Annotated in this window: 17 protein-coding genes and 2 pseudogenes; 8 read left to right on the forward strand and 11 right to left on the reverse strand. The window is 69.2% G+C overall.

Annotated elements, in window-relative coordinates; translation table 11 throughout:
• Positions 1–6: 6 nt before the first annotated feature.
• From ABD352_RS42720 to ABD352_RS42740, 5 genes are all read right to left on the reverse strand, one after another.
• Positions 7–750 carry a phosphotransferase enzyme family protein gene (locus ABD352_RS42720; protein ID WP_344618308.1) on the reverse strand — a complete coding sequence of 248 codons (744 nt, stop codon included), beginning with the start codon at positions 748–750 and terminating at the stop codon, positions 7–9.
• Between the two features lie 301 nt (positions 751–1,051).
• Positions 1,052–1,480 carry a VOC family protein gene (locus ABD352_RS42725; protein WP_344618309.1) on the reverse strand — a complete coding sequence of 143 codons (429 nt, stop codon included), beginning with the start codon at positions 1,478–1,480 and terminating at the stop codon, positions 1,052–1,054.
• A 68-nt stretch (positions 1,481–1,548) separates the two neighbouring features.
• Positions 1,549–3,042: a hypothetical protein gene (locus ABD352_RS42730; RefSeq protein ID WP_344618310.1), complete on the reverse strand. Its 1,494-nt coding sequence runs from the start codon at positions 3,040–3,042 to the stop codon at positions 1,549–1,551.
• A gap of 99 nt (positions 3,043–3,141) precedes the next feature.
• Positions 3,142–3,666: an HAD domain-containing protein gene (locus ABD352_RS42735; protein ID WP_344618311.1), complete on the reverse strand. Its 525-nt coding sequence runs from the start codon at positions 3,664–3,666 to the stop codon at positions 3,142–3,144.
• 102 nt (positions 3,667–3,768) lie between these two features.
• Positions 3,769–4,782, reverse strand: coding sequence for a DUF1707 domain-containing protein (locus tag ABD352_RS42740; RefSeq protein ID WP_344618348.1), 1,014 nt, complete (start codon positions 4,780–4,782; stop codon positions 3,769–3,771).
• 37 nt (positions 4,783–4,819) lie between these two features.
• Here ABD352_RS42740 and ABD352_RS42745 point away from each other — a divergent pair, with 37 nt between their 5' ends.
• The 3 genes and pseudogenes from ABD352_RS42745 to ABD352_RS57865 form a co-directional block, all read left to right on the forward strand.
• Entirely contained in the window at positions 4,820–5,389 is a 570-nt protein-coding gene (locus ABD352_RS42745) for a hypothetical protein (RefSeq protein WP_344618312.1), read from the forward strand.
• 6 nt (positions 5,390–5,395) lie between these two features.
• On the forward strand, positions 5,396–5,641 hold the full coding sequence (locus tag ABD352_RS42750; protein ID WP_344618313.1) for a hypothetical protein: 246 nt from the start codon (positions 5,396–5,398) through the stop codon (positions 5,639–5,641).
• 118 nt (positions 5,642–5,759) lie between these two features.
• Positions 5,760–5,876: pseudogene (locus ABD352_RS57865) on the forward strand (DUF4235 domain-containing protein); the annotation flags it as partial.
• Between the two features lie 107 nt (positions 5,877–5,983).
• Here the strand turns inward: ABD352_RS57865 and xylB are convergent.
• The 5 genes and pseudogenes from xylB to ABD352_RS42775 all read right to left on the reverse strand — a co-directional run bounded on the left by xylB (position 5,984) and on the right by ABD352_RS42775 (position 12,721).
• Complete coding sequence (gene xylB / locus ABD352_RS42755) at positions 5,984–7,369, reverse strand: xylulokinase (RefSeq protein WP_344618314.1); 1,386 nt, start codon at positions 7,367–7,369, stop codon at positions 5,984–5,986.
• Entirely contained in the window at positions 7,366–7,548 is a 183-nt protein-coding gene (locus ABD352_RS42760) for a hypothetical protein (protein WP_344618353.1), read from the reverse strand. Before ABD352_RS42760 ends, xylB begins: the two co-directional genes overlap by 4 nt.
• Before the next feature lie 547 nt (positions 7,549–8,095).
• Positions 8,096–9,288 (reverse strand): annotated as a pseudogene (locus ABD352_RS42765) (non-reducing end alpha-L-arabinofuranosidase family hydrolase); the annotation flags it as partial.
• Between the two features lie 468 nt (positions 9,289–9,756).
• Positions 9,757–11,220: an endo-1,4-beta-xylanase gene (locus ABD352_RS42770; protein ID WP_425553899.1), complete on the reverse strand. Its 1,464-nt coding sequence runs from the start codon at positions 11,218–11,220 to the stop codon at positions 9,757–9,759.
• A 541-nt stretch (positions 11,221–11,761) separates the two neighbouring features.
• Entirely contained in the window at positions 11,762–12,721 is a 960-nt protein-coding gene (locus ABD352_RS42775) for a PaaX family transcriptional regulator (RefSeq protein WP_344618315.1), read from the reverse strand.
• A 130-nt stretch (positions 12,722–12,851) separates the two neighbouring features.
• On the opposite strand from ABD352_RS42775, the gene ABD352_RS42780 reads away from it, so the two are divergent.
• Positions 12,852–14,180, forward strand: a complete 1,329-nt coding sequence (locus ABD352_RS42780) for an extracellular catalytic domain type 1 short-chain-length polyhydroxyalkanoate depolymerase (RefSeq protein WP_344618316.1) — start codon at positions 12,852–12,854, stop codon at positions 14,178–14,180.
• Between the two features lie 55 nt (positions 14,181–14,235).
• On the opposite strand, the gene ABD352_RS42785 is transcribed toward ABD352_RS42780, so the two are convergent.
• Positions 14,236–16,050: a family 43 glycosylhydrolase gene (locus ABD352_RS42785; RefSeq protein WP_425553903.1), complete on the reverse strand. Its 1,815-nt coding sequence runs from the start codon at positions 16,048–16,050 to the stop codon at positions 14,236–14,238.
• Between the two features lie 705 nt (positions 16,051–16,755).
• On the opposite strand from ABD352_RS42785, the gene ABD352_RS42790 reads away from it, so the two are divergent.
• From ABD352_RS42790 to ABD352_RS42805, 4 genes are all read left to right on the forward strand, one after another.
• Entirely contained in the window at positions 16,756–18,423 is a 1,668-nt protein-coding gene (locus ABD352_RS42790) for a glycoside hydrolase family 27 protein (RefSeq protein ID WP_425553900.1), read from the forward strand.
• Positions 18,424–18,451: 28 nt separating this feature from the next.
• Positions 18,452–20,518, forward strand: coding sequence for a family 43 glycosylhydrolase (locus ABD352_RS42795; RefSeq protein ID WP_344618317.1), 2,067 nt, complete (start codon positions 18,452–18,454; stop codon positions 20,516–20,518).
• Between the two features lie 62 nt (positions 20,519–20,580).
• Positions 20,581–22,029, forward strand: coding sequence for a non-reducing end alpha-L-arabinofuranosidase family hydrolase (locus tag ABD352_RS42800; protein ID WP_344618352.1), 1,449 nt, complete (start codon positions 20,581–20,583; stop codon positions 22,027–22,029).
• A 148-nt stretch (positions 22,030–22,177) separates the two neighbouring features.
• Positions 22,178–22,397 (forward strand): helix-turn-helix domain-containing protein (locus ABD352_RS42805; RefSeq protein WP_344618318.1); only part of this gene is annotated, 220 nt, incomplete at its 3' end.

A 22,397-nucleotide genomic window follows, 5' to 3' on the forward strand; every position in this document is an offset into this window, starting at 1 on the left:
GCGTTGTCAGACCGCTCGGACTTCGGCGAGCCGCTTCACTGCGTACTCGTCGTCCCAGCAGACGGCGGCTTCCCATGCGGCCGACGCTTGCGCGGCGATGTCGTACGCACGGTCGTCGAGGTCGGCGGCGTTGTCGGGCAGCACGAGGTCGAGGTCGGGGACGTCGACGTGCGCCTCGTCCCAGTCGATCAGCGCGACGTGATTCGCGGTCATGCGGACGTTGCCGGGGTTGTTGGGGTTGCCGTGGACGACGCAGGTCTGACGTCCGGCGAGCCGGGCCCACGCTGCCCGGCAGCGAGCAACGCCCTCAGGGGGCATCGCCCCGAGGTTGATCCTGGTCCCGGTTTCGGCGTGCAGGAGGTCGGTCGACGATCGCCAGCCTGGGCGCTGCGGCCAGCCCTGCGTGAGCCGATGTAGCTCGCGGAGCGTGTCGGCCACGCGACGCCAGTCGGCCTGCGTCTCGGGTGGTCCGCCCTCCAGGTAGGTCATCACCACCAGACCGCCGGCGAACAGCCGGCCGTCCGTGGTTGGGATCGGGACCGGCACGGTCAGACCTTCACGGTCGAGGTGTTGGATGAGATCTGTCTCCCACGCCAGATCGGCATCGCTCCTGGTACCGAGACGGCCGACCGCGAGGTGCCCGTTGACGCGCACGCTCCACACGTCGTTGGCGGCTCCACCAGCGAGCGGTTCGATGCGAGTGGCGTCTTCACCCCACTGCCCGAGTGCCTCCCACCCCATTGGCCACATCTTACGGGGTTTCGGCCTTCATTGTTCTCGGCAGAACCGGTCGCCCGTCACCGGGAGGTGCCGCGCGGACCGCGGCAGATCCGGGCCCAGCCATTCCGGATCTCGCCGGCTTGTTCAGCCGGCCGGCGTGGCTGAAGGGCTGGTGGTCAGCGCCAGGATGAACAGCGCATCAGCAGGGCGACCGGGACGACGACGCCGATGATGGCCCTCGGGCGTGCGAACAGGGGTTTGCCGACATCCATTGATCGGCGCGGTTTGCGCCGGGCGCCGCCAGACCGGAAGGTGCCACCTTCGCGGCCACTCAGTCGAGACAGAACTCGTTGCCCTCAATGTCCTGCATCACGATGCACGAATCGTTGCCGTCGTACAGGAGTCGCTCGCGTACCGCGCCGAGCGGGACCAGTCGTGCGCACTCGGCTTCGAGCGTGGCCAGGCGCTCTTCACCCACGAGCCCGGTGCCGACCCGCACGCAGAGGTGCACCCGGTTCTTGACGACCTTGCCTTCGGGAACGCGCTGAAAGTACAGCCGCGGGCCTACACCTGAGGGATCAACGCATGCGAACCATGAACCCCGATCCTCAGGAGACCGGGAGTGGTCGAAATCGTCCCAAGTAGCGAACCCTGCCGGTGGTGGCGGTACGACGTACCCCAACACCTCACACCAGAAACGAGCGAGGCGCTCAGGTTCTGCGCAGTCGAAGGTGACTTGGAACTGCTTGACCAATGACATCGGCCCACCATAGAGGTGGGGTCCCTTCGTCGTCTCCACAGGCCAGGTGCCTGCTTGAAAGGACGGCCTCAGGAGTGCTGGGCGTTGCCTCGCAGGATTTGCCATGCAGCGTCCGGGGGGAGGCTGGGATTGCGGGAGAGCTCCAGCACCACGTGAGGGTCGGGGTGGGTGGCCAGCTCGGCCAGGATGTCCGGCGGGGTCGCCGGGTTCGACGCCAGCGGCGTGGCGCTCGCCGGACTCAGATAGCAGATCCTGAGTGCTGCGGGTGGGGCCGCCTCGTGCCAGCCGACCTCCGCCACGGCCTCCGGGGAGCTCTGCGGATCCTGGGCGATGGCGAGCAGGACGTCGGGCGGGCAGCACGGATGGCCCGCCACCGACGTGAACACCCCTGGCCCGTACCGGGCGGCGAATGCCCGGATCTGGCCGGCCGTGACGCTGCTGCTGAGCAGTGCCAATATCGCGACGTCCGGGTCCGGGTCAGCCAGCAGCGTGGCCCGTATGTCCAGCGGCAGTTGGTGGCATCCGGCTGCGAGTAGCCGGACCGCCGGGTCCGGGTCAGCGGCCAGGGCCAGCAGTTCGTCGCGGTCTCTTCGAAACTTCAGCCGGTGTGGCGTACCGGTGGCACGGTTGTGCTCCAGCACCAGCCGTACGGGGACCGCCGCGTTGTCCAGTACGTTCGTGCGCCAGCGACCGGCGTCCTGGTCGTAGAGTCGGTGGAGCAGGTCGGCCGGCGTCGCCGGGTTGGTCGAGACCATGCCGGTGACCTGTGGCTCGTCCAGCGCCACGAGGTCGGCATAGGTGGCCGCGGGCAGGTCACGCCGGTGGGCCAGCGCTCGGGCCATCACCGGGTCGAGCTCGGCGATGAACGGCAGGATCGCCTCGACGGGGGTTGCGTGGTTGCCCGCTGCGGTCAGGCGTAGGTCGCGCAACGCGGTGGCCAGGTCGGGGCTGTGTGGGCAGGGCTCCAGCGCAGGCAGCCCGCCGGTGGACATCAGCTCGGCAAGGAGCCAGGCGGGCGCGTGGGTCGTGCCGGCGAGTGCGATGCGGATGCATGCTTCGGTCCGTCGGTACAGCCGCCGAGCCATTGCCTCCGGAAGGCCGTACAGCTCGGCTGCGCGGGCTGCGACCGAGCAGTCGTCGTCGCCGGCCAGCAACTCCGCGATGTCGGCCCGATCCCGCTCCATGATGGACGCGCCGAGGGCCGGTCGAACTTCCGTGTCGGGCCACGACGCGAGCAGTGGCAGCCACTCGGCGGGTGCGTCGGCTCGGCCGATCCCGGCGAGCATCGCCCACGGGTCGTCGCGGGAGACCTGATCGGCCGGAAGGTTTCCCGACTTGATCAGCGCCAGTTGGACCGCGCGGTGCCCGCCTGCGCCGATCGCTGTGACATGGGCAGGTGAGAGGCGCTGCTCGAGTGCGAGCTCTTCCAGTACATCCGGATCCGCCGTCGCGATGAGGACTTCGATGTGCTCGGCGAGCAGCGCGGGATTGGCCGCGAGCGCGAGCAGGATCTGTTGCCGCTCGGAGGGGACGTCGCATGCTTCGGCCGCCGGGGGCTGCACATCATGAGTATGCATGCGCCGGCGAAAGCGATGGCGCGCAGGTCGCTTGCACCGCGCCACTACCGAGCGGACAGCGGCTACTTATGCGCGCGCAGCTGATCAAACGGTTCTGTGCTGCCCGAGCCACTGCCGGACCGTCGCGAAGTCCGCATCGGTCAGGCCGAGGTATGGGTCGACGTGGTGCAGCAGCGCCGGGCACGGGTACTGCATGGCGACCCATTGCTGATCGGCGTCGGTGATCTCATCGTCAAGCCAGACGAACGGCCGCCCAGCGGCCCATCGCGTGATGGACACCGTCTTCCAGTGCAGACCAGGTGTTAGCTCATCATCGGTGTCCGGCCAGGCCACGATGGGCAGCACCGGCAGGCCAAGCCGTGGCGAGATGACCTTGTTCGCCTCCGCCATCCACGTAGTCGCCCAGACGAGCTCGCCGTTCAGGGCCAGCAGGCGCCGCCCGTCATCGGGGTCGAGCCGGTGCAACAGAGGATTGCCGGAGTCGCCGTACGCGTGCGTCACGGCTCCGATGGGAGGGTCATCCATGGTCGCCGAACGTTCTCGCAGCGGGATGAGTACACCGTCGACGTCGAGAAAGATCAGCAATTGTCGCGCGATGCCAGGAAGCACTTCTTGACCGTACCTGGTCTCGTCCCGCCCGATTTGCGGAAGCAGCGTGCGGGCTGTCGATCTCGATCTTCACCCAGGCGGGTCATGGCCGGGGCGCCGGGTTCATCCGTGTGGAAGTTGGAACAGCAACACGCCCGCGGCGACGCCGGCGGCGAAGAGCAAGCCGGGCAAACGCTTACGGCGCAGGCCGGTCAGGTAGTCCGGCTGGTTCTTCGACGGGATCGAGAGCATTGCGATGAGATTCACCACCGCGACGAACGACGCCGCACAGAACGCGCCCGGGTTCCGGTACGTCGCGATCACGAGGTAGCCCATGAGCGTACTGACGGCCGTGAAGCACAACAACGCGACCGCTCGACGGATCCGGCCGCGGGGTCGACGGTAGATCTGGGCCGGAGTTCCCAGATCGTCGAGAATCTGGCCCAGGTCGCCGACCGTCGCCGCGGCCAGCGAGTGTCGGACCCGAAGGTCGTACTCGGTCAGCCCGAGCCGGCCCTTGTCCAGCGCCCCCTTGAGCAGCACGAGCGCCTGTTGGCGGTCGTCGTCGCAGAGCCGCCGCTGTTGTGACGGCAGCGACCGCAGGTTGTCGGGGGTCACGACAAGCGGTGTGCTGTCGAGGTCTGCCAGGAGTTCCTCGACGGCCGCGTCGGTGTAGCAGTCCGCCAACTTCTCGGATCGGTCAGCGAACTCGGCCGCGGTGAGCCGACCGTCGGCCAACGCCGCGGTGAGCCGGTCGGTGGCCGTTGCGCGCTCGAGCGGATCGACCAGCCCGTCGATCGCTCGTACCAGTTGCACCAGCGGTCCGCGACGCTGCGTCGCCCGGACCCGCGGCATCAGCCGCTCGTGATCCTCGACCGTCAGCCGGCCTTCCGCGAGCCTGGTGTCCAGCCACTCGACCGCGGCCTGCCGCTCACGGGTCGTGACAAGCAGGTCCTCGACGTGGATGCCGCGCTGCTCGGGGAGCCCGTCCAGTACCTGGTCAAGCTCGGAGTAGGAGCCAACCTCGACGAGGGCGAGGCAGCGCTGCTCGTACTCCCGGTCGGTCAGCCGACCGGCAAGGTGAGCATCGGCGAGCGATCGACCAGCGCGCTCGCGGTCGTCGCCGCGGATCCGCAGATGTCCTGTATGTGGCGTCGCGTGAGAACCTTGGCGTGTGCGCGATCAGAGCTACGTCGCCCGGTTCGGCTGGACGAGGCGGGACTTACTGTTGTTGCCGGCGTGCGTTCTTTTCGTCGTGGCCGGAATTGCTCTGGCGACTGCAGGCGGCCATCCAGTCTGGGGTGTGTTGACGACCCTGCTGAGCTTGGCGTACGTCGTGCTGTGGATCCTTGCTGTGCTGAGTCGCCGGGCTGCCTTCGCCGTTACAGCAGATGGGATCGTTCTCGGCCAGCTTCCGCCACGGCCGGTCAGCGGAACCGCGTTCGTGCCGTGGACGGACATTGAAGCGGTCATCCTCTGGCGGCAACCGGCCGGGCGCACCACCGTCGACTTCGTCGGCCTCCAGCGGCGCACGGGCGCACCGCCCCTGCCCGGGTCGACGACGAGCCCGGCAATGCGACGGCTCAACAGGGCCGTGGTGCCGGCCATCGTGCCGGACGACGTGATCGCCGACAGCCGTCCCATCACCTTCTGGCGGCTGGACAAACGCCGACTTGCCGACGCGATCGACCAGTTTGCCCCGCAAGTGCGAATTGTGGATCACACCTCAAGATTGCGGAAGTAGGACGCCTTGAACGCCTGCCGCCGGTCGCGCCGGTTCGCCGAGCAGCGTGACGCCGTGGGGGAGCGGACCTTCGAAGACGAGAGTGGCGGATGGCGCGGGTGGCCGCGGATTTGCGGGACGAACGTCGCCGCCGCACCGGGTCGTGCCGACCACGTCCTCGGCGACGATTCGCCCGCCGGACTGGCCGACGCAAAGGTGAAGACCGGCTTGATGCCGACGCGCGGCGCCGCCGCCGCCAGCATCCCGCAGTGAGCAGTGGCACCGCAACGAGTGCGATCCACCGCCGTCATGCCCGAATCCGTGGCGGGGCGATGCCGCCGGTGGCTCCCACGGGATGCTCGGGTCAAGCTCGATCATCGCGTCCAACAAGGGTCCTTGCACGGTCGCGGCCGCGTTGCAGGGCGCCGTCGTTGGCGTCGTGCGCGCGGCCATCGACATCGGCGGCGCGGAAGGTGCGCGACGGCTGAACGGAGACTGGCCGGCCTAGCGGCTGGGACGAAGAAGCTCTTTACGCGGGTGGTGATGCGGGGCGCGGCGCCGGGTCCTGGGTGTGACCCGGCGCCGCCGCGTTCGACCCGACGCGCTCCGTCCCGTTTACGTCAGCAGCCGTAGCGCCCGTTGGCGGACCTCGACGTAGCGCTCGTGCACCTCCGGGGTGCCGGCGGCGGCGACCTCCTCGGCCGCGACCGGCCACTGCGGCGGCTCGGCACCGCCGGACAGCGCCCAGGCTGCCTGACGCGCCGCGCCGCGCGCAACGTACTCGCCGGGGCTCGGCACGCTCACCGGCGCGTCGAACAGCGCCGGCGCGACCGCCCGTACCGCGCGGGATTTGGCCGCGCCGCCGATCAGCAGCACCCGGTTGACCGGGGTGCCCTGAGCGCGGAGCGCGTCGAGGGCGTCGGCGAGACCGCCGAGCATGCCCTCCACCGCGGCCCGCGCCAGGTTCGCCGCAGACGCGTTCGCCCGGGTCAGCCCGGCGAGCAGGCCGCGCGCGCCGGGCAGGTTGGGGGTACGTTCCCCGTCCAGGTACGGCAGGAGCGTCAACCCTCCCGCGCCCGGCGGCGCCGAGAGCGCCAACTCGTCGAACTCGGCCAGCGACCGGCCGAGCAGGCCGGCGACCGTGCTCAGCACCCGGGCCGAGTTGAGCGTGCACACCAGCGGCAGGAACCGGCCGGTCGCGTCGGCGTAGCCGGCCACCAGCCCGCTCGCGTCGGCGGTCGGAGCCTCGCTTACCCCGAACGCGCACCCCGAGGTGCCCAGCGACACCACCGCGTCGCCGGGCCGCAGGCCGACGCCGAGCGCCGCGCCCATGGTGTCACCGGTGCCAGCTGCGAGCACCGCGCCGGACGCGGTCTCGCCGACCGTCTCCGCGGGCCCGGCGACCCGGGGCACCACCAGGTCCCGGCCGAAGGCGAGCTTCACCAGGTCCCGGCGGTACTCCCCGGTCGCCGCCGACCAGTACCCGGTGCCGGAGGCCTCGCCGCGGTCGGTCGTCGGCTCGCCCCCGTCCGCGCGCAGCCGGTGGGTGAGCCAGTCGTGCGGCAGCAGCACCGTGGTCGTCCGGGCCGCGAGTTCCGGCTCGGCGCGGGCGAACCAGCGCAGCTTGGTGACCGTGAAGCTGGCCACCGGCACCAGGCCGACCGCGTCGGCCCACGCCTGCGGGCCGCCGAACTCGGCGGTGAGGTCGACCGCGGCACGCGCCGAGCGGGTGTCGTTCCACAGCACGGCGGGGCGCACCACCTCGCCGGTCTCGTCGAGGCAGACCATGCCCTGCTGCTGCCCGCCGACACCGATCGCGGCGACACCGTCCAGCAGTCCGGCGCTGGCCTGCTCGTACGCGGCCCACCACAACCGCGGATCGACCTCGGTACCGTCGGGGTGTGGCGCGCGGCCCTCGCGGAGCACCTCGCCGGTGTCCGCGTCGCACACCACGACCTTGGTCGACTGGGTCGACGTGTCGACCCCGGCAACCAGTGTCATCGCACGCCCAACAGGTGTTCCATGGCCAGTTGATCGAGACGCTCGAACGCCATGCCGGCGGCTTCGACCGGGTCGAGGGGGGCGCGGGTGGCGTCACCGAAGTCGTCGCGGGCGGTCCAGCAGGCCGTCCACAATCCAAGCGAGAGTTTGTCCTGCGGCGTAGGCGTGAAGCGACTCATGACGGTGCCTCCGTAGTTCGCGGTTGAGGCCGACTTTACGCACATCAACCGGTTAGTTCAATGCCCTTCCAAACCTGTGCGGACGCTCCGATCCGAACGACGCGCACCGAACGGGCGCTGCGCGTCGCGTCCAACCGAGACCACCGGCGCGTCTCCAAACGCATCGCCGCCCACGGCCCGAGGGCGCCGCCGAGGCGATGTTCACGCACCTCACCGGCTCCTGGCTCGTCCGCCGCGGCGGACCCGGCGGGCCGGCACGCCTGCAGCGGTGTGCCCATCCCGCTTCGCGGCGCGGGTGATGCGCCTCGCGGACCGCCCCTGTGGGCGGCCTGCGAGGCGGTGTATCTCGGTCAGGGGCTGGCGCAGGTGACGTTGCCCGGCGGCGTGGCGCTGCTGCCGGTCGTGACGAACCCGAACGTTGTCGTGGCGCTCGCCCCTCGTCAAGAATCTGCGCTTCGGCATCGAGCACCTTCCTTTTCCTCGAATGGGGCTCGGGCGCGTCCCGTGTTGCCGGCACCGGACGCGCCCGAGCGATCGGCCTCCGTCGTCAGCGCTGCAGCGTCAGCACGCCCGGCTGCCACGGCAGCAGGTTGTAGTCGCCTCCCGCGCTGGGGTTCTTGCCCTGGTAGAGGAACTGCAGGTTGCACGGATCGATGGTCTTGGTCTGGTCGGGATTGCTGCGGACCAGGTCACCGTGGCTGATGTCGTTGGTCCAGCTCGCGCCGCTGTTGGCCTTGCCGGCGAAGGGGTTGCTCTCACTGGCGGCCTGCGGGGTCCACGAGCCGCTCAGGCTGCTGGACGTGAACGAGCGGAAGTAGCGCCCCTGGCTCCCGATCGCCTCGACGATCATCAGGTACTGGTTCTGGCCCTGGACCTTGTAGACCTCGACGGCCTCGAACAGGCTGTACTGCGAGTCGCTCATGACCGTCGTGTAGCTCGAGCCGAAGCTGCCCGGGAAGTTGCCGATCGGCATGCTGGCCCGGTAGATGTTGCCGTTGTCACCGGCGAAGAACAGGTACATGTTCTGGCCGTCACCGATGAGGGTCTGGTCGATCACGCCCGTGCTGGAGTTGGAGATGCTCCCGGTGAACAGCGCCTGCGGCGAGGACCAGCCGTTGGCGTTGGTCGGATCGCTGGAGGTCTTGTAGTTGAACGCGTTCGGACCCCACTGGTAGGCCAGCACCCAGATGTTCTTCGGTGCGAAGTAGAACAGCGTGGGCGCCACCGTGGCCTGGCTCATCCCGGTCTGGCCGGCCGAGGCCATGTCGGACCAGTTCGTGAAGGTGCTGAACGCCATCGAGCCATATGAGCCTCCGCTCGAGACGTTCGAGCCGTAGACCAGGTGCTTGCCGTTGTAGATGACGTTGGTGAAGTCCTTAAGCGACACCCACCCGTTCTGCGGGTTCGCCAGCGGCCCCGTCGAGGACCAGCGGTACGACGACGGAAGCGAGCACGACCCACCCGGCGACGACGACGGCGGCGAGGACGGGGCGGCGAGGTAGGTCCTCCGAGCGAGACCAACTTGAACTGCTGGTTGGCCCCGCCCCAGCAGTCGTACAGCTGGACCTGCTGCCCGTTGGCGGTGCCCCACACGTCCAGGCACCGTCCGGACTCCACGCCGGTGATCGTGCCGTTGGCGTTGACGTTCCACTGCTGGTTGGGCTGGCCGTTGCAGTCGTAGATGATGATGGCCGTGCCGTTGGCGGTGCCCTTGCCGTTGGCGTCCAGGCACTTGGAGCCCGAACCCGGCGCCGCCGGGCCGTCAGTGCAGCGGCATCGCGGTCGCGTCGTCCGGCAGCGGCTCGTGCTGCGGGTGCGCCAGCACTTATCGAACCAGCCGTCGCATCGTCTCCGGCGCCGACAGCTCATCGCCAGGGCCCGGGTGACGAAATCGACGAGCCGGTCCACTCCGGCGCCCAGGCCGCACCGCCGGGCGTTGCGGCACGCGCTGATCGACAGCGACGTCTGCGCGATCGCCCCGATCCCGTGCCCGACCGCGTCGAAGATCGCCACAAGGATGACCGTGCCGTTGGCCGCATAGTCGAACGCGTCACCGCCGACGTCGTAGCACGGCTCCAGGATCGCCGGGACTGCCACGTCGCGGCGTTCCGCACCGACAGCACGTTCCGCGTCCGTCCGCCGCTGAGTTGAGACGAAGGCGGTGTGGCCGCGGAGATCCGCCGCCACACCGCCGTCAGTGCGGGCTGGTCAGCTCAGGCTGAAGCGCTGGTTCGCCCCGCCCCAGCAGTCGTACAGCTGGACCTGCTGGCCGTTGCCGGTGCCCCAGACGTCCAGGCAGCGCCCGGACTGCACGCCCGAGATGGTGCCGTTGCTGTTGATGTTCCACTGCTGGTTGGTCTGGCCGTTGCAGCTGTAAATCTGGATCGCCGCACCGTTGCCGGATCCGGCGGCGTCGAGGCACATGTTGCCGTACACCTGTAGCTGCTTGCTGGATGTGTACGTCCACTGCTGGTTGGTCTGGCCGTTGCAGTCGTAGAGCTGGACCCGGGTGCCGTTGTTGTGCGACGCGTTCGGTACGTCGACGCAACGGCCCGACTGGGCGCCGAGGATCCGGCCCCCGCCGCCGCTCCCCGTCGTCGGCGTGGGCGATGGGGACTGGGTGCCGCCGCCGGTCGGCGAGGTGGTCGCCGTCGGTGAGGTGGTCGGGCTGGCGGCGTTGAGGGCGTTGAGGACGGAGGTGTAGGCGGCCTTCTTGTTGCCGCTGCCGTCGAACAGCAGCGGGCTTTCGCTGGAGCGCCAGGAGTCGCTGTCCCGCACGCCCCACACGGTGATGCCGACGCAGCGGGGCACGTTGATGCAGGCCTGGGTGAGTCCGGCGTACTGCGAGGTGGAGGCGTTGGTGACGTCGACCTCGGTGAGTGCGACGTCGACGCCGAGGGAGGCGAAGTTCGCGAGGGTGGTCTGGAAGTTGGACGGCAGGGAGCTGCCGCCGGTGAAGTGGGTCTGCAGGCCCACGCAGTCGATCGGGACGCCGCGTGATTTGAAGTCCCGGATCATGTTGTAGACGCCTTGCGTCTTGCCGTAGGACCAGTTCTCGATGTTGTAGTCGTTGTAGCAGAGCTTGACGGACGGGTCGGCGTTGCGGGCGGTGCGGAAGGCGACCTCGATCCAGTCGTTGCCGGTGGCCTGCAGGTTGGACTGGCGTCGGCTGCCGTCCTCGTTGAAGGCCTCGTTGACCACGTCCCAGTACGCGAGCTTGCCCTTGTAGTGGGCCATGACGCCGTTGATGTGATCGATCATCGCCTGCCGCAGGGTGCTGCCGCTGATCCCGCCCCACCAGCTCGGCTGCTGCGAGTGCCAGGCCAGGGTGTGGCCACGGACCTTCATGCCGCGCTGGGTGGCCCAGTTGTAGATCTGGTCACCGGAGCTGAAGTTGAACTGGCCCCGCTGCGGTTCGGTGGCATCGGGCTTCATTTCGTTCTCGGCGGTGATCATGTTGAACTCACGCCCGGCGATCGTGGCGTACGTCGAGTCGCCGAGCCGGCTCGCGGCGATCGCGGTGCCGAAGTACCGGCCCGACTGCGCCGCCGCCGCGCCCAGCGTGCTCGCCGCTGCGTTCGCGTCCGGGATCATCGCCACCGCGCCGATCACCGCGACGCCGGCGGCGAGGGCGCCACCGATCAACGCGCGGATACGGGGTCGTGCTGCCACTGTGGCCTCCTTCTGGGTTCTCCGGTACGGGGCGCCGTCCATCGCACGCAGGGCGAGTGGGAGCCGACGCGCGTGGCAGGGGTGTCGGTGAACGGCGGTACCCGGACCGGAGAAACGGTGGGCATCAATGCGAAGCCATGCTGGCATGGCCGCCTGCGGCGAGCAACACTTTCCGGAATACTTTCGTAAACCCGGTCGGGCGAGCGCCCCGGAGTCGAACTGCCTGTCGGTGCCGCTCCGGGGCGCTTTTCGCAGCTCCTACTGCGTGTCAGTCGTCTTCGAGGCCAGGCGGATCGACGTGGAGAGAGCCGCAAGTTTCGAAGTTTCGACCTGAAAATGTCGGAATGACGAGGGTGTCGCTGCGCGTCAGCGCTAGCCGGCGGCCAGGATATTCGCCTGCACCACGTTCTCGGTCGCGTCGGACGGGTAGCCGTCGCTGACTGACGAACAGGGGCCGGAGCCGCGCTGTCCTCGTTGATTCGTCGGCGCCAACCGCGGGCTGTGCCGCACCCAGTGGACGGTGCAGCAGCGCATCGTCAGCCTATGGCGCCCCGACACCCGCGAGAATCTCGGCGACGGTGTGCGCGCTGACGGCGGGTATCGACCCGTCGGCATGCCGGGTCGCGACCGCGCGCACATGCTCCTCGGCAGTCCGGGCCAGCTCGTCGTAGACCGCGGCGAAGACGTCCCGGGCCGCCGGCCGGGGCCAGTCCGGCGGCAGCAACCGGACGGGCAGGCGGGGATCGAGCACGGCGAAGCGGCGGTACGTGTCCATCACCTCGGTGCGGGCGCGTACCGCCTCCGCGCCGCCGACCCGGCCGGCGGAAATCCGGCGGAGCAGGGGCCGCCACCGCCGGATGAACGCGTCGTAGTGTGCGGCGATCGCCGCGATGTCCCATGCCCGCAACGGATCGCGCCGGGTCACCACGCCGAACTCGACGTGCCGGGCCCGGAACACCGTGATCGCCTCGGGGGCCACCTGGGCGAGCTGGACCGAGACCGGCTCCGTAAGCGCGTGCGGCGAGATCCACAGCCCGTCGTACAGCGGCGCGTACCCCAGCCAGCGCAGCCGGTTGCGCAGCTCCCGGCGGCGAGCGCGCTCCTGCTGCGGCAGCGAGAACGCGACCAGCGTCCACCACTCGTCCCACGGCTCCGCCCCGGCCGCCGACGACACGAGCCACTGACCGCCTGCCGAGAGCTGGCCGGCCGCGGCGGCAGCCAGGCGGTAGGAGCTGTGACGGCCCTCCCGCCGGCCCTGCAGCACACCGCGGCGGGCCAGCCGGCTGATCGCGGTGCGGGCGCCCGCCTCGCTCACCCCGGACTCGATCAACAGCGCAACGATGGCGGCCGACGGCAACCACGCCCGGGTCCGCAGCGTGTAGTCCGCCATCAGCGTCACGGCCAGGCCCTGCGGCGCCGGTCCGGACTGCCGCCGGGGGAGCCGCACCGACGCGGCGTCGTCGTCCGGAAAGATCTCCTCTATGTCGAACGGGTCGGCCACGGCTCCGACTGTAGCGCCCCGGGTGATCTCCACATCGATTGACACTTATATGTTCCGGGTACACACTAAATGCCGCACGATGGCTTGGGAGCCGCGCCGTGATCCGTCCGACCAGACGAGGAGTAGGCGCATGCGCTTCAGACGGAAACTCCTGCTCGGCCCGGTGGCGCTGCTGGCCTTCGCCGGGCTGACCCTCGTGGCGTTGCGGCCCGCATACGCGGCCACGCTGACCGAGGTCACCAACTTCGGCGCGAACCCGGGCGGCATGCGTATGCATGTGTACGTCCCGGATGCGCGACCGGCCCACCCGGCGATCGTGGTCGCCATGCACGGCTGCGGCGGCTCCGGCCCGGGCTTCTACTCGGGCAGCGAGTTCGCGAGCCTGGCCGACCGGTACGGCTACATCGTCATCTACCCGACCGCGACGCAGCAGGCCGGCTTCGGCAACTGCTTCGACACCTGGTCCGACGCGGCCAAGCGGCGCGGCGGCGGGAGCGACCCGGTGTCGATCGTGTCGATGGTGACGTACGCGGAGCAGCAGTACGGCGGTGACCCGAACCGGGTGTTCGCGACCGGCAGCTCATCCGGCGGCATGATGACGAATGAGATGCTGGCCCTGTATCCGGACGTGTTCAAGGCCGGTGCGGCGTTCATGGGCGTGCCGTTCACCTGCTTCGCCAACGCCGCAGACTATCCGCCGGGCACCAGCCGGTGCACCGGCGGCAGCATGGACCGCACCCCGCAGCAGTGGGGCGATGCGGTCCGGCAGGCGTATCCGGGGTACTCCGGGCCGCGGCCGCGGATGCAGTTGTGGCACGGCACCAGCGACACGCTCGTGCCGTACTCGCTGCTGCAGGAGGAGATCGAGCAGTGGACGAACGTGTTCGGCCTGAGTCAGTCGCCGACGTCCACCGACACACCACAGTCCGGCTGGAACCGCCGCCGCTACGCGGATTCGACCGGCACGGTGCAGGTCGAGGCGTACAGCATCCAGGGCGCCGGCCACAGCCTGCCCTCGGCCGGCATGGCCGCGTACGCCGTCGCGTTCTTCGGCCTCACCGGCACCGGCGGCACCAGCGGCCCGCCGGTGTCCAGCCCGCCCGTGTCCAACCCGCCGGTCTCGAGCCCACCGCCGGGTGGAGCCGCCTGCCGCGTCACGGACACGATCAGCGCCTGGAACACCGGGCTGACCGCGAGCATCACGATCACGAACACCGGTAGCAGCGCCGTCAACGGCTGGGCGCTGACCTTCACGCTGCCGTCCGGCCAGACCATCACCTCGGGCTGGAACGCCCAGTACAGCCCGGCCTCCGGGGCTGTGACCGCACGCGACGTGAGCTACAACGGCGCGCTCGCACAGGGCGCGTCGACGACGATCGGCTTCCAGGCCACACACACCGGCAACACCGCCCGCCCGGCGGCGTTCGCCCTCAACGGTGCCGCCTGCACGCTCGGGTGACACCGGACGTTCCGGCCGCGGCGATCCGCCGCCGCGGCCGGAACGGAAGGGCCTGCTACTGCAGGGACGCGTCGTCGAGGTACAGCCCGTCGGTACCGGCGGCCGTCTCGACGTAGAAGGTCGCGCCGGTCAGCGTGCCCGTCCAGGACGCGGTGGCGGTGCCGGTCAGCTGGGTCCAGCCGCCGGTGTTCACCGTGGCGGCCGGCGTCAGCTGGACATAGTTCGTCGTGCCGTTCGCGGTCAGCGCGAGGGTCACCTTCGCGCTCGGCGTGCCGCTCTGCGAACGGACCCACACGCTCGTGGTGTAGCTCTTGCCATTGGTCAGCTTCGATGTCACGTCCTGGGCGGCGCCGTTCCACGACGCCGTGCGGCCGGTCAGCAGCAGCGACTGGCTGCCGCCGTGCACCACCGAGCTCGACGCCAGCGTGCCGGCACCAAAGACCGACCAGCCGCTGGTGCCGCTCTCCATGGTGCCGTTGGCGAGCAGCGTGCCGCCACCGCCATTGTCACCGCCGCCGTTGCCGGTGAACTGCCACCAGTTGACGTTGAAGAGGTTGCCGGATCCTCCGGTGTACTTGAAGTACAGGTCGTGGGTGCCGGTCGCGCCGCTCACCGGGCACGTCACCGTCGTCCAGGTCTGCCAGCCGCCGGTCCCGGCCACGGTGCACGTGCCGACGAGGGTGCCGTTGAGGCTGTCCAGATGCAGCTCGATGCGCCCGCCGCTGGTCGCCGAGGCGCCCCGCGCGCTGAACGACGTCGCGCCGTTGCCGAAGGCGACGCCCTTGACCTTGATGTTGTCCCCGTTCTCAATGAAGCCCACGTTCATGCCGCCCTCGCTGGACGGCTCGGTCTCCACGCCGTTCTCCCAGGCGATGGTCTCGGCCTCCTGACGCACGTACGGGTTCAGCGTGCCCACCTGCGGCGCACCCGTCGTGGTCATGTTGATCGTCGGGATGGTCCCGTCACTGTTGTAGCTGAACTTCTCCACCGCCACCGAGCGGGTGTAGCCGCTGCCGCCGGGCAGCGCCCCGTTGTGGTAGAAGAAGTACGACCCGCCGTTGAAGTCGACGATGCCGGGGTGGTTCGTGAAACTTGCGCCCTGGGTCGGCATGACGGTGCCGCGGAAGGTCCACGGCCCGGTGGGGCCGGTGGCCGTCGAGTAGGCGATGTACTCCGAGCAGCACTTCGCGGCGAAGACGTTGTAGTACAGGCCGTTGCGCTTGTAGACCCAGGGGCCCTCCTCGAACAGGGTCGGGCGGCTCGTGTTGCCGGAGCGGGTGCCGAAGCCGGCGGTGGTGAGCGGGATCTGCGCCGGGCTGCCGGCGGTCGAGATCATGTCGGCATTGAGCTTCACGTACCACAGGTGCGGGTTGCCGTAGTACAGGTACGCCTGCCCGTCGTCGTCGATGAAGACCGTCGGGTCGATCTCGGAGCCCTGGATCAGCGGCCGGCCCAGGGCGTCGTGGAACGGGCCGGTGGGGCTGTCGGCGACGCCGACCCCGATCGCGTTGCTGCCGTTGGCCATGCGCACCGGCACGTACCAGTAGAACTTGCCGTTGCGGTACACCGTCTGCCCGGCCCATGCATCCGAGCTGGCCCAGCTGAACGTGGACAGGCTCATCGGCGATCCGTGGTCGGTCCAGTTCACCATGTCTGCGGAGGACCAGACCCGCCAGTCGCGCATGGTGAAGTAGGTCGAGTTGTCCTCGTCGTGGCCGGTGTAGAGGTAGACCCGGCCGTTGTAGACCAGCGGGGCGGGGTCGGCGGTGTAGATCGTCTGTACGATCGGGTTGTCGGCCCGGGCCGCGGCGGCCGGCGTGAATCCGGCCAGGCACAGCAGGCCGGCGGCGGCGACGAGCGCGCGCCGGATGGAAACTTTCACGGGACGCTCCTGAGGTGCGCTTGTTACCGCTCACAACGCGCGTGGCGGGCACGCCGGGCGGTCGGCAGTGGGATGTCAGGCGAACGTTGCCAGAATCGGTCTGCGCATTCAAGTGAATCGTTCACAGAGGATCGCTGCGACCATCCGTGGGTAGGTCGCATAACCACTTTTCGACACCGTCTTCACGTGAATGATGTGCATTCCTCCGGCACCGTCGTCCGCACGCCGAGGATGCTCATATCAGTCGATGCGTCCACACCCCCGCGCCGGACGCCGAGCCTGCGGGCCGGACCGGACGTGCAGTCCGGGCTGTGCCTCGACGTCGACCGGGCCGGCGCCGCCAACGGCAGCCTCGCTGGGCGGCTCTCGACCAGAACCTGCCGCGGAGCGAGATGCCGTCAATCGGCCTCGCGCCGTGGGCCGCCAGTGCGACTCTGGCCGGCGGATCGGCATAACAGAAATATCGGAGACACATTTCTCGCGCGGAAACCGTTATGACATGCAGGCACCCCTGGTCGCCGCGCGGCAATCATGGAAAATTACGTCGCACGCTTGCGTGAACTGCCGCTTCGACTTGATTCAGCAGGCATCGTCTGGCAGTGTCATCGACCTCGATAGCTGACGTTCTCGTTCGTGCGCCCGCCTGTTAGCGCTAACAAACAGTGAAGTCCCTACCGCCAGAAGGACTGACTCATGCTCTCCGCCTCCGGTCGGCGCCGCTTGTCCCGGCGCTGGGCCACCGTCGCCGCCGTCGCGTTGATCCTCGTCGCGACCGCCACCGCCGTGCTGCGCCCGCCAAGTGCCCAGGCCCTGGAGAACGGCGTCGCCCGTACCCCGCCGATGGGCTGGAATAGCTGGAACACCTTCGGTTGCAACATCAACGAAGCCCTGATCCGGCAGATGGCCGACGCCATCGTCAGCAGCGGGCTGCGGGACCTGGGCTACCAGTACGTCGTCGTCGACGACTGCTGGTTCAACCCCAACCGGGACTCCTCCGGCAACCTGCAGGGCGACCCGTCCCGGTTCCCCAGCGGTATGCAGTCGCTCGGCGACTACCTGCACGGCCTCGGCCTGAAGTTCGGGCTGTACGAGGTCCCGCTGGACAAGACCTGCGCCCAGTACTTCGGCTCCTACCCGGGAGCCACCGGCAGCCAGGGCCACGAGTCCCAGGACGCCCGTCAGTTCGCCGCCTGGGGCGTCGACTACCTCAAGTACGACTGGTGCTCGCCCACCGGATCGATCACCGACCAGGTGAACACCTTCGCCAGGATGCGCGACGCGCTCGCCGCATCCGGGCGGCCGATCGTGTACAGCATCAACCCCAACAGCATCCACGCGAAGACGGGGCCGCAGCGAAACTGGGGCGACGTCGCCAACCTGTGGCGCACCACCGAGGACATCACCAACGCCTGGGACACCGGCCAGACCAACGGCTACCCGATGGGCATCCAGAACATCGTCAACGTCACCGTCCCGCTGAGCGGATACGCGGGCCCCGGGCACTTCAACGATCCCGACATGCTCGAGGTCGGCCGGGGCGGCATGACCGACACTGAGATGCGCAGCCACTTCGCGCTGTGGTCGATCCTCGCCGCGCCGCTGCTGGCCGGCAACGACATCCGCTCGATGAACGCCGCGACGCAGGCGATCCTCGGCAACCGCACGCTCGTCGCCATCAACCAGGACCCGCTGGGGCTGCAGGCGGTCCAGGCCTCCAACGACGGCACCCGCCGCGTGCTGGCCAAGCGGCTGGCGAACGGTGACGTGGCGGTGGCCCTGTTCAACCAGGGCGGCTCCACGACCACCGTCTTGACCACCGCGGCGGCCGTCGGCAAGGCCGGCACCGCGTTCACGCTCCTCGACGCGTGGACCGGCGCGGTCACCAACTCCTCCGGCGCGATCGCGGCCACGGTCCCCGCCCACGGCACGGTCGTGTACCGGGTCAGCGGCGGTACCACCGGCGGCACCACCACACCGCCGTCGAGTACCACGACGCTGGTCAGCGCCGCCTCCGGCCGCTGTCTCGACGTGCCCAACGGCAGCACCGCCAACGGCACCCAGCCGATCATCTGGGACTGCAACGGCGGGACGAACCAGCGCTGGGCCTTCAACAACCAGACCCTGCAGGCCCTCGGCAAGTGCCTCGACGCCCCGCTCAACGCCACCGCCGGCAGCAAGGTCCAGCTCTGGGACTGCAACGGCGGAAGCAACCAGCGCTGGACGCTCAACACCGACGGTACCGTCGCCGGCGCCGCGGCGGGCCTGTGCCTCGACGTGAACGGCAACGCCACCGCCAACGGCACCACGGTCATCCTCTGGACGTGTACCGCCGCCGCGAACCAGCGCTGGACCCGGGCCTGAGCGCCCGCCACACGAAGGGACCCTACCCATGACCACCAGGCGCAGGGCCGCGACGGTCTTCGCCACCGCTCTGGCGCTGGCCGCGAGCGCCGCTGTCGTGCTGCACATCGCGCCGGCCGCGGCCGCCACGGTCGACACGAGCGTGTGGTACGTCCTCGTCAACCGCAACAGCGGCAGAGCGATCGACGTGTACAACTCGGCCACCAACGACGGCGCCCGCGTCACGCAGTGGACGCGCAACAACGGCGCGAACCAGCAGTGGCAGTTCGTCGACTCGGGCGGCGGCTACTACCGGCTGAAGTCCCGATCGTCGGGCAAGGTGCTCGACGTCTACAACTTCTCCACCGCCGACGGCGCGAGCATTGTGCAGTGGGCCGACGGCAACGGCGTCAACCAGCAGTTCCGCCTGGCCGACTCCGACAGCGGCTACGTGCGGCTGCTCAACCGCAACAGCGGCAAGGCCGTCGAGGTGCAGAACGCGTCCACGGCCGACGGCGGCAACATCGTGCAGTACAGCGACTGGGGCGGCGCCAACCAGCAGTGGCAGCTCGTACGCGCCGACGGCGGTGGCAGCAGCCCGACGCCGACCACGACGTCACCGGCCGGGCAGTTCACGAACCCGGTGGTCTGGCAGGACTTCGCCGACGGCGACATCATCCGGGTCGGCGACGCCTACTACTACTCGGCCTCAACCATGCACTACTCGCCGGGTGCGCCGATCCTGCGCTCCTACGATCTCGTCAACTGGGAGTACGCCGGGCACTCCGTGCCAAGCCTCGACTTCGACTCGAACGCCTACAACCTCAGCGGCGGCCGGGCCTACGTCAAGGGCATCTGGGCCTCGGCGCTGAACTACCGGGCCAGCACCGGCACCTACTACTGGCTCGGCTGCGTCGAGTTCAACCGCACCTACGTCTACACCGCCTCCGCCGTCGACGGCACCTGGTCGAAGAAGGCCCGGATCAACACCTGCTACTACGACGCCGGTCTGCTCATCGACGACAACGACACGATGTACGTGGCGTACGGCAACAGCACGCTCAGCGTCGCCCAGCTGTCGGCCGACGGGTCGAGCCAGGTCCGCTCGCAGCAGGTGTTCACGGCCCCGTCCGGGATCACCCTCGAGGGCTCCCGGTTCTACAAGCGGGGCGGCTACTACTACATCTGGGTCACCCGGCCGGCCAACGGGCAGTACGTGCTGCGCTCGACCAGTCCGTGGGGCCCGTACGAGATGCGTCAGGTACTGCTGAATCTGCCCGGCCCGATCTCCGGCGGCGGTGTGCCGCACCAGGGCGGACTGGTGCAGACCCAGAACGGCGACTGGTACTACATGGCGTTCACCGACGCCTACCCGGGCGGCCGGGTGCCGACGCTCGCGCCGATCACGTGGAGCGGCGACTGGCCGGTCCTGCAGACGGTCAACGGCGCCTGGGGCGTGAACTACCCGAAGCCGAACATCACCACCACGAAGACGGTCAAGCCGATGATCGGCACCGACACGTTCACCACCGCCGCGCTCGGCCCGCAGTGGGAGTGGAACCACAACCCCGACAACACAAAGTGGTCGGCGGGCAGCGGTCTTCGCCTGCAGACCGCGACCGTGACGAACGACCTCTACTCGGCCCGCAACACGCTGACCCAGCGCATCCAGGGCCCGTCGTCGACGGCGACCGTGGAACTGGACTACTCGGCGATGGCCGACGGGGACCGCTCGGGCCTGGCCATGCTCCGCGACTCCTCGGCCTGGATCGGCCTGCAGCGCGACAATGGCGCCACCCGCGTCACCATGGTGAACGGCCTGACGATGGACGGCAGCTGGAACACGACCGGCACCGGCTCCGTGGCGGCCGCGGCCACCGTCTCCGGGGGCCGGCTCTGGCTGCGGGCAACCGCCGACATCCGGCCCGGGTCGGGGCGGCAGGCCCGGTTCTCCTACAGCACCGACGGCGTCAACTTCACCGCGCTGGGCCCGGCGTTCACGCTCAACAACGCCTGGCAGTTCTTCATGGGCTACCGCTACGCCGTCTTCAACTACGCAACCAGCTCGCTCGGGGGCGCGGTGACCGTGCGCTCCTTCACTCAGACCACGCCGTGAGGCGCACTGCAACACACCGATCCGGTTAGGAGTTTTCTGTGCACAGGAAAGCGCTCGGCGCCATGCTGGCGGCGACCGTCGTGGTGGCCGGGATGGTGGTCGCCGTCAATGCGACCTCCGCCTCGGCGGCGACCGTCGACACCTCAGCGTGGTACACCCTCGTCAATCGCAATTCCGGCAAGGCCCTGGACGTGTGCGGCGCGTCCACTGAGGACGGTGCCTGCATCCAGCAGTACAGCCGTTCCGGCGGGCAGAACCAGCAGTGGCAGTTCGTCGACTCCGGCGGCGGCTACTACCGGCTCAGGACCCGGCACTCCGGGAAGGTCCTCGACGTCTACAACTTCTCCACCGCGGACTCGGCCAAGGTCGTGCAGTGGACCGACGGCAACGGGACCAACCAGCAGTTCCGGCTGGCCGACTCCGACAGCGGCTACGTCCGGCTCATCAACCGCAACTCCGGTAAGGCCGTCGAGGTCCAGGGTGCGTCCACCGCCGACGGGGGAGCGGTCGTGCAGTACAGCGACTGGGGCGGCACCAACCAGCAGTGGCAGCTCGTCCGCGGCGACGGCACCACCCCGACCACGCCGGGCAACACCGGCGGGAGCTGCACGCTGCCGTCGTCCTACCGCTGGTCGTCGACCGGTGCGCTGGCGAGCCCGCGGTCGGGATGGGTGTCGTTGAAGGACTTCACCAATGTGGTGTACAACGGCAAGCACCTGGTGTACGCCACGACGCACGACACCGGCTCGACGTGGGGGTCGATGAACTTCGGCCTGTTCACGAACTGGTCGGACATGGGCTCGGCGAGCCAGAACGGCATGTCGTTCGGGGCCGTGGCGCCGACGCTGTTCTACTTCGCGCCGAAGAACATCTGGGTCCTGACGTACCAGTGGGGCGGGGCGGCGTTCAATTACCGCACGTCGAGCGACCCGTCGAACCCGAACGGGTGGTCGTCGGCGCAGACCCTGTTCACCGGCAGCATCTCCGGCTCCGGCACCGGCCCGATCGACCAGACCATCATCGGTGACAGCAGCAACATGTACCTGTTCTTCGCCGGCGACAATGGCAAGATCTACCGGGCGAGCATGCCCATCGGCAACTTCCCGGGCAGCTTCGGCTCCAGCTACACGCAGATCATGAGCGACTCGACGAACAACCTGTTCGAGGGCGTCGAGGTCTACAAGGTCCAGGGCCAGAACCAGTACCTCATGCTCGTCGAGGCGATCGGCGCCAACGGCCGGTACTTCCGCTCCTTCACGTCCTCGAGCCTGAGTGGTTCGTGGACCCCGCAGGCGGCCAGCGAGAGCAGCCCGTTCGCCGGCAAGGCCAACAGCGGTGCGACGTGGACCAACGACATCAGCCACGGCGACCTGGTGCGCACGAATCCCGACCAGACCAAGACCGTCGACCCCTGCAACCTGCAGCTGCTGTACCAGGGTCGTTCTCCGAGCTCCGGCGGCGACTACGGCCTCCTGCCGTACCGCCCCGGCGTGCTGACCTTGCAGCGCTGATCGGGCGGTGGGTGGTCGTAGGCGATCAGGCGATGCCTACGACCGCCCACCAAGGGCTCATGCTTTCGTGCTGGACGTATGACGTGGTACTGCGCACCCTGGAGTACCAGGCGCGGCCGCAGCGGGAGTGTCAGCGTTCACCTTCCGGATGTCCATCGGCGGCGCGAGGCGACCTCGGCGGCGGCACGCACATAACGGTTTTTGCGAGGTCCCGTACACTCCCGATGTGATCGACAGGCATCCGCCGGCTACGCGCGTGCGCTGGCGTGGCGACCTGTCCGTGGCGCAGATCGCGCAGCTCGCCGGCGTCTCTCAGCCCACGGTGTCAAAGGTGCTCAACGGCCGCGCCGGCGTCAGCGACTCCACCC

Source organism: Dactylosporangium salmoneum (assembly GCF_039532525.1).
GTDB classification, from domain to species: Bacteria; Actinomycetota; Actinomycetes; order Mycobacteriales; family Micromonosporaceae; genus Dactylosporangium; species Dactylosporangium salmoneum.

What these genes read in the sequence shown, in the direction of transcription:
- ABD352_RS42760 (WP_344618353.1), bottom strand. Translation starts at nt 7,548, where the DNA reads ATGAGTCGCTTCACGCCTACGCCGCAGGACAAACTCTCGCTTGGATTG.
- ABD352_RS42800 (WP_344618352.1), top strand. Translation starts at nt 20,581, where the DNA reads ATGCTGGCGGCGACCGTCGTGGTGGCCGGGATGGTGGTCGCCGTCAAT.
- ABD352_RS42795 (WP_344618317.1), top strand. Translation starts at nt 18,452, where the DNA reads ATGACCACCAGGCGCAGGGCCGCGACGGTCTTCGCCACCGCTCTGGCG.
- xylB (WP_344618314.1), bottom strand. Translation starts at nt 7,369, where the DNA reads ATGACACTGGTTGCCGGGGTCGACACGTCGACCCAGTCGACCAAGGTC.
- ABD352_RS42780 (WP_344618316.1), top strand. Translation starts at nt 12,852, where the DNA reads ATGCGCTTCAGACGGAAACTCCTGCTCGGCCCGGTGGCGCTGCTGGCC.
- ABD352_RS42720 (WP_344618308.1), bottom strand. Translation starts at nt 750, where the DNA reads ATGTGGCCAATGGGGTGGGAGGCACTCGGGCAGTGGGGTGAAGACGCC.
- ABD352_RS42790 (WP_425553900.1), top strand. Translation starts at nt 16,756, where the DNA reads ATGCTCTCCGCCTCCGGTCGGCGCCGCTTGTCCCGGCGCTGGGCCACC.
- ABD352_RS42725 (WP_344618309.1), bottom strand. Translation starts at nt 1,480, where the DNA reads ATGTCATTGGTCAAGCAGTTCCAAGTCACCTTCGACTGCGCAGAACCT.